The following is a 15,477-nucleotide window of genomic DNA, read 5'->3' on the forward strand; positions in this document are numbered from 1 at the left end:
TTACTTCTTGGGGTTCTTCAGACCGATGTTCACGAAGTCGTACATACCGCTGTAGGCGTCGGTGGTGTACACGTTCGCGATGTTGCTGGAGCGCCAGTTGATGAACTTCTCGAAGACGAAGGGCAGGTAGTACGCGCCCTCCATCACCTTGTGGTTGATCTCCGTGGCGATCTGCTTCTTGCCCGCGTCGTCCTTGGCCGTCAGGTAGTCGGCGAAGAGACCGTCGATCTTCGGGTCGTCGATCATCGCGAAGTTGTTGTTCGCGCTGTCGAGGATGTAGTCGCTGTGCCACAGCGGCAGACCGTAGCCCTGCACGGACGGGAAGTCCGGGCCCCAGCCCATGATGATGATGCCGTAGCCCTTCTTCTGCACGTTCGAGGGGCTGCCGATGACGCTGGCGTACTGCGAGCCGTCGTACTGGTCGATCTCGACGTCGATGCCGACCTTCTTCAGCGAGGCCTGGAGGGACTCGGCGGTGGCGACCTCGACCGGCTTGTTGTTGCGGACCGCGATGGTGGTCTTGAAGCCGTTCGGCTGGTTGCAGGCCTTCAGCTCTTCCTTGGCCTTCTCGACGTTGCCCTTCTTGTTGGCACCGGACATCTCGTACGGGTCGTACTTCTGACCCTCGGAGCCCGGGACGGCGGGCGGCAGCATGTTGGTGCCGATGTCACCGCCGGCGACCGGGCCGCCGCGCGCGGTCTGCAGGGAGACGTGGTCGGCCCCGTAGAGCACGGCCTTGCGGCAGTGGATGTTGTCGAACGGCTTCACGTTCTGCGGGAACGCCGCGTACCGGATGTAACCCGAGACCGGGTTGTCCAGGTTGGCCTTGTGCTCCTTCAGGGCGGTGGTGCGGCCCTGCGGGGACAGACCGGTCTGCGCCAGGTCGATGTCGTAGTCGCCGGCGATGAGGCGGGCGTCCATGTCGTTGGCGTTGGTGAAGAACTTGATCGTGATCTTGTCCGGGTACGCCTTGCGGACCGGGTCCGACGCCTGCTTCCACTCGGTGTTGCGGACCAGGGTCAGGTCCTTGCCGGGGTTGTAGGACTCGAACTTGTACGGGCCCGAGGAGAACGGGTGCAGGCCGTACTTGGACTTGGTGTCCTTGTCCTGGCGGACCGGGGACGCCGAGGTCAGCGCGAGCATCTCCTCGAAGTCCGAGTTGGCCTGCGGCAGGTGGAAGACGATGGTCTTGTCGTCCGGCGTCTCGATCGCCTTCAGACCGAGCTTGTCCTTGGACGTGTCCTTGTACGGGCCCTGGTACTCGCCCTTGGGGTCGAGCACCTCCTTGAGGTACGTCGGGCCGCCGGACAGCACGTCCTGCGCCCAGACGCGCTCGATGCCGTACTTGACGTCCTTGGAGGTGATCGGCTTGCCGTCCTCCCAGGTGACGCCGTCACGCAGGGTGTACGTGTAGGTCTTGCCGTCGGCCGAGACCTTGGCGACGTCGGTGGCGAGGTCGGGGGTGGTCTCGGCGCCGGCGGCACCCGGCTCGGTCTTGTTCGTGACCAGCTGGCGGCTGTAGTAGCGGGAGAAGTCCCACATGAAGCCGTAGTAGCCGCGCGTGGTGTCCCACGAGTCGGCGTCCTGGGTGCTGGCGAACTTCAGCGTGCCGCCCTTCTTGGCCTCGGAGGCCTGGGCGACCTTGTTGTTGGCCGCGTCGTAGCCGGCCGCGCCGTTCTTCGAACCGCCGCCGCTGTCGTCGTCGCCGCCTCCGCCGCACGCCGCCGTGGTCAGCAGCGCGGCGACCACTGCGGCAGCGGCCAAAGCCTGCTTGCGCCGCCCTGAGGTGCGTTGGGTAGTCACGATCTCGGATCCTCCGGATTAGATGAGAGACCCCGTGCAGGTGCCACGGGTCGCTTTGCGGTACGGCAGGGTCAGCGGGACCCCTTCGGGTCCAGCGCGTCGCGCACGCCGTCACCGAAGAGGTTGAAGGCAAGAACGGTGATGAAGATCGCCACACCGGGGACCACCATGTACATGGGGTCCGACTTGTAGTAGTCGATCGCGCTCGAGAGCATCTGCCCCCACGACGACGTGGGCGGCTTGACGCCCACACCCAGGAAGCTGAGCGCCGCCTCGGTGAGGATGTTGGTGGGGATCATCATCGTCGTGTACACGATGATCGGCGCCACCAGGTTGGGCAGCAGTTCCTTGAAGAGGATGTAGAACCGTCCGGCCCCCAGCGACCTGGCCGCCTCGACGTACTCCCGTTCACGCATCGAGAGTGTCTGACCGCGGACCACGCGACCGATGTAGGGCCAGCCGAAGAAGCCGATGACCACGATCATCATGAGCAGGCGCACGCCCGTGCCGCTCAGTCCGAGCATGTTGTCCGGCATGACGGAGACCAGGGCGATGATGAAGAGCAGCTGCGGGAAGGCCAGCAGGCCGTCCATGATGCGGCAGATGAGGGAGTCGACCCAGCCGCCGAAGAAGCCCGCGAGGACACCGAGGACGGTGCCGAGGACCACGGCGACCATCGCGGACAGGAAGCCGACCAGCAGCGAGATCCGGGCGCCGTGGACGATGCGGGCGAAGATGTCGCGGCCGTTGACCGGCTCCACGCCGAGCCAGTGCTCGCCGCCGAGGCCGCCCAGGGAACCCGTGGGGGTACCGAACAGCGGGTCGATCATGTCCTCGTTGTACGCGTTGGGGTCCTGCCCGTAGAGCGAGGTGATCAAGGGCGCGAACACGGCGACCACGACGAGGACCAGCACGACGATGCCGCCCGCGAGGGCCAGCTTGTCCCGCTTCAGGCGCTCCCAGGCGATCCGGCCCAGGGAGCGCCCTTGTACCGACTTGGCCTCGGCGCCGGCGACCGCCGCTTCCTCTGCCGCACTCGGGGCCGCTTCCGCGGTCGGCTCGTGCAATGGTGCCGTCATCTGGCAGGGACCCCTCTCAACCGGCGGTAGCCGGCCCGCACTTGCCGCTGTAGCGGCGTGATCAGTCCGTCGTACAAAGAGGCGAGCATCCACCCCTTGTTGCGGGAGTCTTCAACGCTTTGGCGATCTGTAGCCAGACTTGACGGGGAATGGATGCGCAACCGTGATGCTGTTTGAGGTGTTCCGTTATCCGGACAGTGGGTAACGGGGGCCGGACGCGGGCGAGTTGGGACATCGGGGACAAGGCGGCGCTTTGCGTCGTCATCTACGCGCGAAGATCGCCTCTTCCGACGGGGCGAAGGACCCCGTCGCCGTCAGTACCGGCTACCGGCCGGAGGGTATCCGTACCCGCCCGCCGGCGCCTGGGCGGGGGCCGGCGCGTGGGCCTCGCGGTCGTAGAACGGGCGCACGTTGGCGCGCAGCCACAGGGCGACCGGGTCGTGGGCGTCGGTCATCGCCACCGTCGACACCGGCAGCCCGTCCGGCACCGCGCCGACGGACTGCTGCATCATGGCGCGCACCGCGTCGACGGCCGGCGGGGAGGTGTCGTACACGTCCAGGCCGATGGCGAGGTACGGCGCCCCCAGCGCCGGCTGCACCCAGGCGCGGCGCAGCGCGCGGACCGCCGGGGTGCGGTGGGCGTTCTGTGCGAGCAGGGCGTAGAACTGGGGGATCTCGATGGCCGGTTCGGACAGCCGCAGGGGCCCGGCGGGCTGGCGGTCCAGGCCGGAGGCGATGCGGCGCAGGTCGAGCCAGGGGATGCCGACGCCGCCGCCGGGGGCGTGCGGGTTGAGCCACAGGCCGTAGTGGTCCGGGTACAGGGCGCGGGCCGCCTCCAGGCCGTCGACCACTTCGTACGACCGGTTCCAGCCGCTGGCCGAGAGCTCCTGGGCGGAGGTCACGCAGGGCGCGTAGCCGTAGCCCTCGACCTCCATGTTCCCGTACTGGGCGTCCGGGGAGCCGGCCTGGCCGTGCCACAGCAGCATCCAGACCTGGCCGGAAGTGGGGGTGGCGAGGGCGCGCAGCAGGGCCTCGTAGGCGTCGTAGCGCCCGGGCGTCACCTGGCGCAGCATGTGCTCGACCTGTCCGGTCGTGGTGCCGCTGGCGCTCACGCGTATCGCCCCTTCGAGAAGTTCCCCCGGTGTGGGGACCAGCTTAAGGCTCCGCGGGGTGCGGGGTGCCTAGGAGCTCGGGGCTCCTTGCCGTCCGGCGGGTGCGGGTTTCGTCGTGGTTGATCGCGCCCACGCGGCGGAGCCGCACATGTCACAGCCCCGGGCCCCTTCAGGGCGTTGTCCTTGCCCGGCGCCTACAAGTCCCGGTCGTAGAACGGCCTGACCCTCTCCCGCATCCAGTCGCAGACCGGGTCCTGGGCCGCTTCCAGGAGGACCAGGTTGACCTGGTACTTCAGGGGGGACTTGGTGAGGGCCCGGCCCAGGGCGTCCAGCGGGAGGGTTCGGGCGTCGCCCTCCCAGTGGGTGAGTTCGACGCCGACGAACAGGACCGGGTCGGCGGTCTCGACGGCGGCCATGCAGCGGCGCGCGCTGCGTACGACGCCGGTGGCGGCGAACTCGGCGGAGGCCGCGGCCAGGAAGTCCACCGGGTCGTCCTGCCAGTCCGGCTCGAAGAGACGGACCCGGCCGCCGGAGGAGGGCCCGTCCAGCGGGGTGCGCCCGGCCCGGCACAGCTCGGCCACGGCGGGCGGCGGCAGCGGGATGCCGACCACGCCCTCCGGGTTCACCGCGATGCCGACCTGCGGGGGCAGGCCGCGGGCGAACTCCGCGGCGGGGGCGATGGTGTACGCCATGTGCGCGCCCGCGACCTGGCGGAGCTGCTCCTCCGAGCTGAACACCGGCACGTAGGCCTGGCCGTCGATCTCCAGCGAGGGCAGGTCGAGGGGGCCGCTGTGCGGGCCGCCGCCGTTCGGCAGGGGTATCCACAGGAAGCTGCGGCCGAGGACCTCCACGATCCGGCCGCCGGCCGACGGGATGCCGAGGGAGGCCGACAGCACCTCCTCCAGCTCGTTGCCTGGCCACCCGCCGTGCGGGTGGGGGTGCGCCTGTGCCGGGAAGTCCATCTGCCTACCTACCGCCTGCCTGGTACCGCCGTTCGTGGCTGAAAGGCTAACCCGTTCGGCCCCGGAGCCCTACCGTGCGTCACCCCGTGAAGGCGATCCGGCGCAGGGTGTCGGCTGCCGCCCGGTCGAGGACGACCGCCGAGGAGCAGCCCGCGGGCAGGGTGCCCTCGGTCACCGCGCGCAGCAGGCGGGAGTTGGCCGTGCGGTGCCGCAGGAACGCGTACCGCGAGACGCCCCGGCCGCGCTCGCGCTGGCCGGCCAGGGCCTCGCCGGGAGCGACGTCGAGGAGCAGCAGGTGCAGGGTGCCGTCCCGGCGGCGGGCCTCGCGGGCCAGCCAGCCGCGCACCCAGGCCTGGGTGCCGCAGTCGTGCACGACGACGCCCTCGCCGGAGCGCAGCGCGCGGCGCAGTCCGGCGTAGTGGGCGAGGCGGACGAGGGGCCGGTAGAGCGTGTAGGGCAGGAGGCGCGGCATGCGGCGGTCCCAGCGGTCGCGGGTGTCCTGGGAGTCGATGCGGCCGCCGCGCACGGTGCGCCGCATCAGCGTGGACTTGCCGCTGCCGGGCAGGCCGGTGATCACCACCAGGTCCCGGGGTCCGAAGAGCAGGGCGTGCGGGCTGCGGCCGTCGCGGTCCCTCAGGTCGCGGACGACGGGTGCGGTCAGTGGGGCGCATGCCTCGGGGGCCGGGGCGGCCGGCTGCTTGGGCAGCGCGAGTCCCGAGGTGGTGGCGTACGCCGTGGTCCTGTTCACCGTGATCGTCCTCCCCTGGGGCGGTACACGAGTACCTCCCCGTCGAGTGTAAAGAGAAGGTAATGCGCGGGTCTCGCGTTTTCGTTCGCTTACTGCCACAAGCCGGTTACAGATCACGGTCTGCCACGGATCGCCCGGGCGTGCAATGATGGCGGCGCCAACTGCATACCGGCCGTTTGAATCCGCGCGGGAGAGTCCCCGGCCGCGCCGGGGCGCCGAAGGAGCAAGTCCCTCCCTTGAATCTCTCAGGCCCCGTTACCGCGCGGGCGAGGCACATCTGAAAAGCGGACCGCCCCCGACGGCGGTCCCACCCAAGGTGCAAGCCCTGTTCGCCGTACTCCGGTGGCCGTGGCGAACCTCTCAGGTTCCGATGACAGATGGGGAGGACCGACCTCGCCACGTCCTGTCCTGGGAGACGACCGACCGATGAGCAGTACCGAACTGCGCCGTACCGCGCTCGATGCCACGCATCGCGCGCTGGGCGCGACGATGACCGACTTCGCCGGCTGGGACATGCCGCTTCGCTACGGCTCCGAGCGCGAGGAGCACGTCGCGGTGCGCACCCGCGCCGGTCTCTTCGACCTGTCGCACATGGGTGAGATCACCGTCACCGGGCCGCAGGCGGCCGAGCTGCTGAACTTCGCGCTGGTCGGCAACATCGGCACCGTGAAGCCGGGCCGGGCGCGCTACACCATGATCTGCCGCGAGGACGGCGGCATCCTGGACGACCTGATCGTCTACCGGCTCGAAGAGGCCGAGTACATGGTCGTCGCCAACGCCTCCAACGCCCAGGTCGTCCTGGACGCGCTGACCGAGCGGGCGGCCGGGTTCGACGCCGAGGTGCGCGACGACCGCGACGCCTACGCGCTGCTCGCCGTGCAGGGCCCGGAGTCCCCGGGCATCCTCGCGTCGCTCACCGACGCCGACCTGGACGGCCTGAAGTACTACGCCGGGCTGCCCGGCACGGTCGCGGGCGTCCCGGCGCTGATCGCGCGCACCGGCTACACCGGCGAGGACGGCTTCGAGCTGTTCGTGAAGCCGGAGCACGCCGTCGGGCTGTGGCAGGCGCTGACCAAGGCGGGCGAGGGCGCGGGGCTGATCCCGTGCGGCCTGTCCTGCCGGGACACGCTCCGCCTGGAGGCGGGCATGCCGCTGTACGGCAACGAGCTGTCGACCGCGCTGACGCCGTTCGACGCCGGTCTGGGCCGGGTGGTGAAGTTCGAGAAGGAGGGCGACTTCGTCGGGCGCGCCGCGCTGACCGAGGCCGCCGAGCGCGCCGCTTCCCGGCCGCCCCGCGTCCTGGTCGGCCTGGTCGCCGAGGGCCGCCGGGTCCCGCGCTCCGGGTACCAGGTCGTCGCGGGCGGCGAGGTGATCGGCGAGGTCACCTCCGGCGCTCCGTCCCCGACGCTGGGCAAGCCGATCGCCATGGCGTACGTCGACCCCGCGCACGCGGCTCCGGGCACCGAGGGCGTGGGCGTGGACATCCGGGGCAGCCACGAGCCGTACGAGGTCGTGGCGCTGCCGTTCTACAAGCGCCAGAAGTAGACAGAAGCAGACAGAAGCAGCCAGCGGACACGGGGTGCCGCCCCTCCGCGGCTGCCCCCCTGAGTCACCCTTGTCACTCAGCGCTCCCTCGTCACCCCCTTCACCCCCTTCACCAGCCACTTCCTCGCGTACAGGAGAATTCAGGCCATGAGCAACCCCCAGCAGCTGCGCTACAGCAAGGAGCACGAGTGGCTGTCGGGCGCCGAGGACGGCGTCTCGACGGTCGGCATCACGGAGCACGCGGCCAACGCGCTCGGTGACGTCGTCTTCGTCCAGCTCCCCGAGGTCGGCGACTCGGTGACCGCGGGCGAGACCTGCGGCGAACTGGAGTCGACCAAGTCCGTCTCCGACCTGTACTCCCCCGTCTCCGGTGAGATCGCCGAGGTCAACGAGGACGTCGTCAACGACCCGTCGCTGGTGAACAGCGCCCCCTTCGAGGGCGGCTGGCTGTTCAAGGTGAAGGTCACGGACGAGCCCGCCGACCTGCTCTCCGCCGACGAGTACACCGCCTTCGCCGGCGCCTGAGGAGTCACGATCGCATGTCGCTTCTGAACACACCCCTGCACGAGCTGGACCCGGACGTCGCCGCCGCCGTCGACGCCGAGCTGGACCGCCAGCAGTCCACCCTCGAGATGATCGCGTCGGAGAACTTCGCGCCGGTCGCGGTCATGGAGGCCCAGGGCTCGGTCCTCACCAACAAGTACGCCGAGGGCTACCCGGGCCGCCGCTACTACGGCGGCTGCGAGCACGTCGACGTGGTCGAGCAGATCGCCATCGACCGGGTCAAGGCCCTCTTCGGCGCCGAGCACGCCAACGTGCAGCCGCACTCGGGCGCCCAGGCCAACGCGGCCGCGATGTTCGCGCTGCTCAAGCCCGGCGACACGATCATGGGTCTGAACCTCGCCCACGGCGGGCACCTGACCCACGGCATGAAGATCAACTTCTCCGGCAAGCTCTACAACGTGGTCCCCTACCACGTCGGCGACGACGGCCAGGTCGACATGGCCGAGGTGGAGCGCCTGGCCAAGGAGACCAAGCCGAAGCTGATCGTGGCGGGCTGGTCGGCCTACCCGCGTCAGCTGGACTTCGCCGCGTTCCGCAAGGTCGCGGACGAGGTCGGCGCGTACCTGATGGTCGACATGGCGCACTTCGCCGGTCTGGTCGCGGCGGGCCTGCACCCGAACCCGGTGCCGCACGCCCACGTCGTCACCACGACCACCCACAAGACGCTGGGCGGCCCGCGCGGCGGTGTGATCCTCTCCACGGCCGAGCTGGCCAAGAAGATCAACTCCGCCGTCTTCCCCGGTCAGCAGGGTGGCCCGCTGGAGCACGTGGTGGCCGCCAAGGCCGTCGCCTTCAAGGTCGCCGCGAGCGAGGACTTCAAGGAGCGCCAGGGCCGTACGCTGGAGGGTGCCCGCATCCTGGCCGAGCGCCTGGTGCGGGACGACGCGAAGGCCGCGGGCGTCTCCGTCCTGACCGGCGGCACGGACGTCCACCTGGTCCTGGTCGACCTGCGCGACTCCGAGCTGGACGGGCAGCAGGCCGAGGACCGCCTCCACGAGGTCGGCATCACGGTCAACCGCAACGCCGTCCCGAACGACCCGCGCCCGCCGATGGTGACCTCCGGTCTGCGCATCGGTACGCCGGCCCTGGCGACCCGCGGCTTCACCGCCGAGGACTTCGCCGAGGTCGCGGACGTGATCGCCGAGGCGCTGAAGCCGTCCTACGACGCCCAGGCCCTCAAGGCCCGGGTGAAGACCCTGGCCGACAAGCACCCGCTGTACCCGGGTCTGAACAAGTAGACACCGCACCCGAGGGGTGGGACGCCGCATCCGCCACAAGCGGCCGGGCGCCCCGCCCCTCGGCACCCCCTCCGCACCACCCCCGTTCTGAGGAGTCCCCGTGGCCATCTCGGTCTTCGACCTGTTCTCGATCGGCATCGGCCCGTCGAGCTCGCACACGGTCGGCCCGATGCGCGCGGCCCGCATGTTCGCCCGCCGCCTGCGCAACGAGGAGCTGCTGGACTCCGTCGCCTCGGTCCGCGCCGAGCTGTACGGCTCGCTCGGCGCCACCGGACACGGCCACGGCACCCCCAAGGCGGTGCTGCTCGGCCTGGAGGGCGACTCACCGCGCACGGTGGACGTGGAGACGGCCGACGACCGCGTCGAGAAGATCAAGTCCTCCGGCCGCATCAGCCTCCTCGGCGAGCACGAGATCGCCTTCGCCTACGACGACGACATGGTCCTGCACCGCCGCAAGGCCCTCCCCTACCACGCCAACGGCATGACGCTGTGGGCGTACGACGCCGAGGGCGCCGAAGTGCTGACCAAGACCTACTACTCGGTCGGCGGCGGCTTCGTCGTCGACGAGGACGCGGTGGGCGCGGACCGCATAGTCCTGGACGACACCGTCCTGAAGTACCCCTTCCGCACCGGCGACGAGCTGCTGCGCCTGGCCCGCGAGACGGGCCTGTCCATCTCCGCGCTGATGCTGGAGAACGAGCGGGCCTGGCGCGACGAGGACGAGATCCGCGAGGGCCTGCTGGAGATCTGGCGCGTGATGCGGGCGTGCGTGGACCGCGGCATGACCCGCGAGGGCATCCTGCCGGGCGGCCTGAAGGTCCGCCGCCGCGCCGCGAACACCGCGCGCAAGCTGCGCTCCGAGGGCGACCCGCAGGCCCTGGCGATGGAGTGGATCACGCTCTACGCGATGGCCGTGAACGAGGAGAACGCGGCCGGCGGCCGGGTCGTCACCGCCCCCACCAACGGCGCGGCCGGAATCATCCCGGCGGTACTGCACTACTACGTGAACTTCGTCCCCGGCGCCGACGAGGACGGCGTGGTCCGCTTCCTCCTCGCGGCCGGCGCCATCGGCATGCTCTTCAAGGAGAACGCCTCCATCTCCGGCGCCGAGGTCGGCTGCCAGGGCGAGGTCGGCTCGGCCTGCTCGATGGCGGCCGGCGCCCTCGCCGAGGTGCTCGGCGGCTCCCCGGAGCAGGTGGAGAACGCCGCCGAGATCGGCATGGAGCACAACCTCGGCCTCACCTGCGACCCGGTCGGCGGCCTGGTCCAGATCCCCTGCATCGAGCGCAACGGCATGGCCGCGGTCAAGGCGGTCACCGCGGCCCGGATGGCGATGCGCGGCGACGGCTCGCACAAGGTCTCCCTCGACAAGGTCATCAAGACCATGAAGGAAACCGGCGCCGACATGTCGGTCAAGTACAAGGAGACGGCGCGCGGCGGGCTCGCGGTGAACATCATCGAGTGCTGAGCGGCGCCCCGGGTCGGAGAGGAGGCGGGCGTCTCACATCGTGACACCCGCTTTCCGAAAAACAAGACGGCTGAGATCGTTGCGGAATACATGTTTCGCACGTGAAAGATCCAGCCATGCCCGCACCAGCTTCCGTCCCCGCACCGCAGACGCCGGTCAATCCCCGGTCGCGGGTCCTCGTCGCCAGCCTCATGGGGACGACGATCGAGTTCTACGACTTCTACATCTACGCGACCGCCGCCGTCCTCGTCTTCCCGAAGCTCTTCTTCCCGAGCAGCGACCCCACCACCGCGCTGCTGTCGTCGTTCGCGGTCTTCGGCGCCGCGATGGTCGCCCGGCCGATCGGCGCCGTCTTCTTCGGGCATCTCGGTGACCGGCTCGGCCGCAAGAAGACGCTGGTCGTCTCGCTCCTCACCATGGGCATCGCCACCTTCCTCATCGGCGCGCTGCCCACCTACGCGCAGGCCGGCTGGGTCGCCACCGCGCTGCTCGTGCTGATGCGGCTCGCCCAGGGCTTCGCGCTCGGCGGCGAGTGGAGCGGGGCCGCGCTGGTCGCGACCGAGAACGCGCCCCGCGGCAAGCGGGCCCTGTGGGGGACCTTCCCCCAACTCGGCGCGCCGCTCGGCTTCATCATCGGCAACGGCCTGTTCCTGATCATCGGGGCGCTGCTGCCCTCCGAGGGCGGCGCCGACCCCACGCAGCCGTCCGAGGCCTTCGCGAGCTGGGGCTGGCGCATCCCGTTCCTGTTCTCCGCCGTGATGGTCGCGATCGGCCTGTGGGTGCGCTCCCGGCTCGTCGAGTCGACGGTGTTCACCCAGACCCGCGAGGCCGGGAAGGTGCGGAAGCTGCCGCTGGCCACCGTGGTCCAGGGGCACTGGAAGCAGCTGGTCCTGGGCACGTTCATCATGCTGGCGACGTACGTGCTCTTCTACCTCATGACCACGTTCTCGCTGAGCTACGGGCGCGCCGCGAAGGACGCCGACGTGCCGGGACTCGGGTACAGCTACACCACGTTCGTCCTGATGATGATCTTCGGGGTGCTGTTCTTCGCCGTGTTCACCCTGGTCTCCGGCCCGCTCGCCGACCGGTACGGACGCCGCGCCACCCTGCTCTGGATCACCGTCGCCATCGTGGTCTTCGGTCTGGTCTGGGTGCCGCTGATCGACATGGGCACGCTCGGCGTGGTGCTGTGGCTGGTGCTCGGCTTCACACTGATGGGCATGACCTTCGGCCCGATGGGCGCCCTGCTGCCGGAGCTGTTCCCGACGAGTGTGCGCTACACCGGATCCGGCATCTCGTACAACGTCAGCTCGATCCTCGGCGCGGCCGTCGCCCCCTTCATAGCGGTGGCCCTGTGGGAGGCCGGTGACGGGTCGCCGCGGCTGGTCGGCGTGTACCTCTCGGCGATGGCCGTGCTGACGCTGGCCGCCCTCCTGCTCTCCAAGGAGACCAAGGACGTCTCCCTGGAGGAGCAGGGGTCCGCACCCGCCGGCGAGGACCCCCGGACGGCCCCGGCGGCGTCGTCCGCGTCCTGATCCGGGGCCGCACGGGGTCCGCGCAGGACTGGCTCCGGCGGCTCAGATGCCGCAGTTGGGGGCCGACCAGTACGGCGACGGGTCGAAGGCCACGTGGGTGTGGTCGTTGTGGCCGGGGTAGCCCGGGCCGAGGATCTCCGAGAAGCCGTGGGTCCTGGCCTGCTGGGCGAGCCGGCAGAAGCTGGGCGAGCCGGTGAGGTCGGCGGCGTCGCCGTAGAGGTGGCGGCTGGTGGACGAGCCGCCGACCGCGCTGTTGCAGGCCCGGGAGCGGAAGCCGCTGGAGATGGTGATCGGCACGTCGCCGAGGGCGTGCCGCATGGCCTCCAGCTTCCACATGGTCTTCAGCGCGTTCGACTTGGCGGTGGCGGCGGAGACCGCGCCGCCCGACCAGTCCGAGTTGCACTTGTTGAGCTCGGCGTAGGTGAAGTGGACGGGCGTGCAGTCCGCGTCCTGGAGCGCGTAGATCTTGCTGAAGGTCGCCGGGCCCGCGACGCCGTCCGCGCCCAGGCCGTAGGCGGCCTGGAACTTCTTGACCGCGGCGGCGGTCCGGGCGCCGTACTGGCCGTCGTAGGAGAGCCGTTCGCCGGAGGTGACCCAGCCCGCGACGCGGATCTGGAGCTGGGTCACGTCGCTGCCGGAGGATCCCTGGGAGAGGGTGCGGTTCCAGGTGTAGCAGGAGTCGGCGTGGGCGGCGCCGGCGGTGGCGCCCACCCCGACCACCGCTCCGGCCATGAGCATGACAAATGAGAGAAGGAGACGTGACACGCGTCTGAACATCCCGGCCTCCCGACCGTCGAGTCGTCCTTCGAACCGGAGCCCAGCGTGCGGCACCGCGCTACGCGCGTCAATGGCGCCCCGGCGAAGGGAAGTCGACGTTTCCGCCTCCGACGCGGATCACCCGTGCCATCGTGGGGAATAACCAACTCCCGTCCCCCCACAGCCTTTCAGGGAGGCCCCATGCTGCGTGGCATCGACGTCAGCGCCTACCAGTCCTCCAGCTACGACACGGACGGCCTCTCCTTCGTCTTCGTGAAGGCGACGGAGGGCCGTTCGTACGTCAACCCCAAGCTCTCGGCCCAGACGAAGCGGGCCCGCGACGCCGGACTCGTCGTCGGCTTCTACCACTTCCTGTGGCCGGGCAACCTGGCCGCCCAGGCCGAGTACTTCGTCTCCAAGGCCCCGGACCGCAAGGGCGACGTCCTCGCCGTCGACTGGGAGACGAACGGCGAGGGCACCCACCCGAGCAACGCGGAGAAGGACAGCTTCATCCGGAGACTGAAGACGCTGCGGCCGGACAACCGGGTCGTCCTCTACTGCAACCGGAACTTCTGGCTGAACGTCGACACCACCTCGTACGCCGGTGACGGGCTCTGGATCGCCGACTACGTCTCGGCGGGCAAGCCGCGCATCCAGGCCAAGTGGCGCTTCCACCAGTACACCGACGACCCGGTCGACACCAACGTGGCGGACTTCGCGAGCAAGGCCGCGCTGAAGGAGTGGGCCCAGGGCGCCTGAGGGCGGGGTCGTCAGCCCCGGAAGGCCGCGGGCCGCTCCGGGGACGCCTCCGCCAACGCCTTGGTCACACCGTCGACGCCCTCGCGCAGACCGTAGACCGGGGTCTCCGGCTGCTGGCGCCAGGAGTCGTCGATGCCGCCGGCGTCGACGGTGTCGAAGCCCAGCTCGTCGATCAGGGTGCGGACCTTCGCCTTGGCCGCCTCGTCGTCGCCGGCCACCGGGAGCGCCAGGCGGTCGGGAGCGCCGGCCGGACGGGGCCGGTCGAGGATGTCCTGGGCGTAGGTGCCGTTGAAGGCCTTGATCACCGGGTGACCGAGGTGGCGTTCGGTCCAGCGGCTCTCGGTGAGGCCCTCGTCCTCGATGCCCGCGATCCTGCCGTCCCGCTGCTGCGGGTAGTAGTTGCCGGTGTCGACGACCGCGACGCCCTCGGCCGCGCCGTCCAGGACGCCGGACGGCAGGTCCGGGACCCGCTTCAGCGGGATGGTGACGACCACGATCTCGGCGCCCCGCGCCGCCTCCTCCACCGGTACGGGGGTGGCGCCGGTCTCCTCGGCCAGTGCGCCGAGCGTGTGCGGCCCGCGCGAGTTCGCGACGGAGACGTCGTGTCCGAGTGCGGTGAGCCTCCGGGTGAGGTTGCCGCCGATTTCGCCCGCGCCGATGATGCCGATCTTCATGATGCCGACTCGCCTGGCCCTTCGGAGGTCGTGTCCTGCCGTTGAGCACCAGCAACCTCCGAGCCCGGCAGGCTATTCCGCCGTCGCCCCGCTTTCACTCGCCCGCAGCAATGTGCCCGGACGGCGAAGGGGCGCCCGCCGGGTGACCGCCGGGCGCCCCTCACCGTGTCGTCACTTGTTCAGGTGGGCCCAGAACTCGTCGAACGACAGCTGCTTGTCGCCGTCGACGTCGCGGCCGGCGATGATCGCCTCGGCCACCGACTCGGTGACGTTCCAGTCGCCGCCCTGGGCGAGCGCGGTCTTGAACTCGGCCGCGGTGATGAGGCCGTCACCGTCCGTGTCGATCCGCTCGAACTGCTTGCGTGCTTCCTCGATGTCGGCCACCGGTCCGCCCCTCGTTCCGTGCATTGGGTCCATCTGACGCAGGTCAGATTAACCGGCCGTCCGAGAGCCCGGCGCGGCGACCACCCACAGCGGTCAGGCGTTGGCGGACGGCGGCCGGACCGGCGTCGCGGACCGGCGCACCGTGGGGGCCGGTGGTGGGAGTGTGTGCCTTCCAGTGGCTGGAGACTCGAGGAGCGCGGTGTGGCGGAGAGCCTGCGGGACATTCTGGACGCGGCGGCGCGGGGGGTGTTCCCCGCGGCGGACGGCGGCACGAGCGTCGTGCCGCAGTTCGGCGACCGGGACGCGGGGGTCATCGCCTTCACCGCCCACTCGGTGGTCTTCACCGACGAGGCGGACGAGGGCTGGGTGCGGGGGACCTTGGCGTCGCTGGGCTGCGATCCGCTCGCCGCGACGATGAACTCCCGGTTCCTGGCGGCGTTCGCGGAGCGCACGGGCCGGGCGACGGACACGATCGACGTGCTGCTGACCGGGGCGCCGCTGCCCGGGCGCCCCGACCTGGCGCTGGAGGAGGTCGCCGATCCCGGGCACCCCCGGGTGGTCGCCGCCCGGCGGCGGCGCGACGGGGTGCGGGTGTGGGCGGCGGACGGCGGGGTGCTGGTGCTGGGCCGCGGGGTCGGCGGGCGGCTCGAGGTGGCCGTGGAGGTGGCGGAGGGCGCCCGGCACCGGGGGCTCGGGCGGCTGCTGGTGACGGCGGCGCGGCAGCTGGCCGGGGGTGAGGTGGTCTGGGCGCAGGTTTCGGCGGGGAACGCCCGCAGTCTGCGGGCGTTCCAGGCGGCGGGTTACCGGCCGGTGGGCTCGGAGGCGCTGTTCCTGCGCCCCTGAGCCGGGG

General features: G+C 70.6%; 14 protein-coding genes, 1 pseudogene and 2 riboswitches. Of the genes and pseudogenes, 7 read left to right on the forward strand and 8 right to left on the reverse strand.

Features of this window, described 5'->3' with window-relative positions; all coding sequences use genetic code 11:
* From Sru02f_RS30570 to Sru02f_RS30590, 5 genes are all read right to left on the reverse strand, one after another.
* On the reverse strand, positions 1–1,803 hold the full coding sequence (locus Sru02f_RS30570; protein ID WP_109036257.1) for an ABC transporter substrate-binding protein: 1,803 nt from the start codon (positions 1,801–1,803) through the stop codon (positions 1–3).
* A gap of 71 nt (positions 1,804–1,874) precedes the next feature.
* Positions 1,875–2,882, reverse strand: coding sequence for an ABC transporter permease (locus tag Sru02f_RS30575; protein ID WP_109036260.1), 1,008 nt, complete (start codon positions 2,880–2,882; stop codon positions 1,875–1,877).
* A 314-nt stretch (positions 2,883–3,196) separates the two neighbouring features.
* Positions 3,197–3,994, reverse strand: a complete 798-nt coding sequence (locus tag Sru02f_RS30580) for an enhanced serine sensitivity protein SseB C-terminal domain-containing protein (RefSeq protein WP_109036262.1) — start codon at positions 3,992–3,994, stop codon at positions 3,197–3,199.
* Positions 3,995–4,188: 194 nt separating this feature from the next.
* A complete protein-coding gene (locus tag Sru02f_RS30585; protein WP_109036264.1) occupies positions 4,189–4,956 on the reverse strand; it encodes an enhanced serine sensitivity protein SseB in 768 nt (255 codons plus the stop codon).
* Between the two features lie 79 nt (positions 4,957–5,035).
* Positions 5,036–5,704 (reverse strand): AAA family ATPase, encoded by a 669-nt coding sequence (locus tag Sru02f_RS30590; RefSeq protein WP_109036266.1) that lies wholly within the window; start codon positions 5,702–5,704, stop codon positions 5,036–5,038.
* Between the two features lie 177 nt (positions 5,705–5,881).
* A riboswitch (glycine riboswitch) is annotated at positions 5,882–5,975 on the forward strand.
* A riboswitch (glycine riboswitch) is annotated at positions 5,976–6,091 on the forward strand.
* A gap of 39 nt (positions 6,092–6,130) precedes the next feature.
* Here Sru02f_RS30590 and gcvT point away from each other — a divergent pair.
* From gcvT to Sru02f_RS30615, 5 genes are all read left to right on the forward strand, one after another.
* Positions 6,131–7,249, forward strand: coding sequence for a glycine cleavage system aminomethyltransferase GcvT (gcvT, locus tag Sru02f_RS30595; RefSeq protein WP_109036268.1), 1,119 nt, complete (start codon positions 6,131–6,133; stop codon positions 7,247–7,249).
* A 147-nt stretch (positions 7,250–7,396) separates the two neighbouring features.
* The gene (gene gcvH / locus Sru02f_RS30600; protein ID WP_102928483.1) at positions 7,397–7,774 is read left to right on the forward strand and encodes a glycine cleavage system protein GcvH; all 378 of its coding nucleotides are present in this window, start codon (positions 7,397–7,399) and stop codon (positions 7,772–7,774) included.
* A 14-nt stretch (positions 7,775–7,788) separates the two neighbouring features.
* Entirely contained in the window at positions 7,789–9,051 is a 1,263-nt protein-coding gene (gene glyA / locus Sru02f_RS30605) for a serine hydroxymethyltransferase (RefSeq protein WP_109036270.1), read from the forward strand.
* A 100-nt stretch (positions 9,052–9,151) separates the two neighbouring features.
* Positions 9,152–10,519 (forward strand): L-serine ammonia-lyase, encoded by a 1,368-nt coding sequence (locus tag Sru02f_RS30610; protein ID WP_109036272.1) that lies wholly within the window; start codon positions 9,152–9,154, stop codon positions 10,517–10,519.
* Positions 10,520–10,635: 116 nt separating this feature from the next.
* Positions 10,636–12,054, forward strand: coding sequence for an MFS transporter (locus Sru02f_RS30615; protein WP_109036274.1), 1,419 nt, complete (start codon positions 10,636–10,638; stop codon positions 12,052–12,054).
* Between the two features lie 42 nt (positions 12,055–12,096).
* Here the strand turns inward: Sru02f_RS30615 and Sru02f_RS30620 are convergent, their stop codons facing one another.
* Positions 12,097–12,831, reverse strand: a complete 735-nt coding sequence (locus Sru02f_RS30620; protein ID WP_016327308.1) for a D-Ala-D-Ala carboxypeptidase family metallohydrolase — start codon at positions 12,829–12,831, stop codon at positions 12,097–12,099.
* A 180-nt stretch (positions 12,832–13,011) separates the two neighbouring features.
* Here Sru02f_RS30620 and Sru02f_RS30625 point away from each other — a divergent pair, with 180 nt between their 5' ends.
* Positions 13,012–13,569, forward strand: coding sequence for a glycoside hydrolase family 25 protein (locus tag Sru02f_RS30625; protein ID WP_109036276.1), 558 nt, complete (start codon positions 13,012–13,014; stop codon positions 13,567–13,569).
* Between the two features lie 11 nt (positions 13,570–13,580).
* Here the strand turns inward: Sru02f_RS30625 and Sru02f_RS30630 are convergent.
* A pseudogene (locus tag Sru02f_RS30630) lies at positions 13,581–14,261 on the reverse strand (NADPH-dependent F420 reductase); the annotation flags it as partial.
* A gap of 153 nt (positions 14,262–14,414) precedes the next feature.
* Positions 14,415–14,627 (reverse strand): EF-hand domain-containing protein, encoded by a 213-nt coding sequence (locus tag Sru02f_RS30635; protein WP_109036280.1) that lies wholly within the window; start codon positions 14,625–14,627, stop codon positions 14,415–14,417.
* 201 nt (positions 14,628–14,828) lie between these two features.
* Here Sru02f_RS30635 and Sru02f_RS30640 point away from each other — a divergent pair, with 201 nt between their 5' ends.
* Positions 14,829–15,470 carry a GNAT family N-acetyltransferase gene (locus Sru02f_RS30640; protein WP_109036282.1) on the forward strand — a complete coding sequence of 214 codons (642 nt, stop codon included), beginning with the start codon at positions 14,829–14,831 and terminating at the stop codon, positions 15,468–15,470.
* Positions 15,471–15,477: the final 7 nt, after the last annotated feature.

The organism is Streptomyces rubrogriseus (assembly GCF_027947575.1).
Classification (GTDB): Bacteria; Actinomycetota; Actinomycetes; order Streptomycetales; family Streptomycetaceae; genus Streptomyces; species Streptomyces rubrogriseus.

Bases quoted from the DNA above. Each gene is read 5' to 3' on its own strand.
- gcvH (WP_102928483.1), top strand. From the start codon at position 7,397: ATGAGCAACCCCCAGCAGCTGCGCTACAGCAAGGAGCACGAGTGGCTG.
- Sru02f_RS30620 (WP_016327308.1), bottom strand. From the start codon at position 12,831: ATGTTCAGACGCGTGTCACGTCTCCTTCTCTCATTTGTCATGCTCATG.
- Sru02f_RS30625 (WP_109036276.1), top strand. From the start codon at position 13,012: ATGCTGCGTGGCATCGACGTCAGCGCCTACCAGTCCTCCAGCTACGAC.
- glyA (WP_109036270.1), top strand. From the start codon at position 7,789: ATGTCGCTTCTGAACACACCCCTGCACGAGCTGGACCCGGACGTCGCC.
- Sru02f_RS30615 (WP_109036274.1), top strand. From the start codon at position 10,636: ATGCCCGCACCAGCTTCCGTCCCCGCACCGCAGACGCCGGTCAATCCC.
- gcvT (WP_109036268.1), top strand. From the start codon at position 6,131: ATGAGCAGTACCGAACTGCGCCGTACCGCGCTCGATGCCACGCATCGC.
- Sru02f_RS30575 (WP_109036260.1), bottom strand. From the start codon at position 2,882: ATGACGGCACCATTGCACGAGCCGACCGCGGAAGCGGCCCCGAGTGCG.
- Sru02f_RS30585 (WP_109036264.1), bottom strand. From the start codon at position 4,956: ATGGACTTCCCGGCACAGGCGCACCCCCACCCGCACGGCGGGTGGCCA.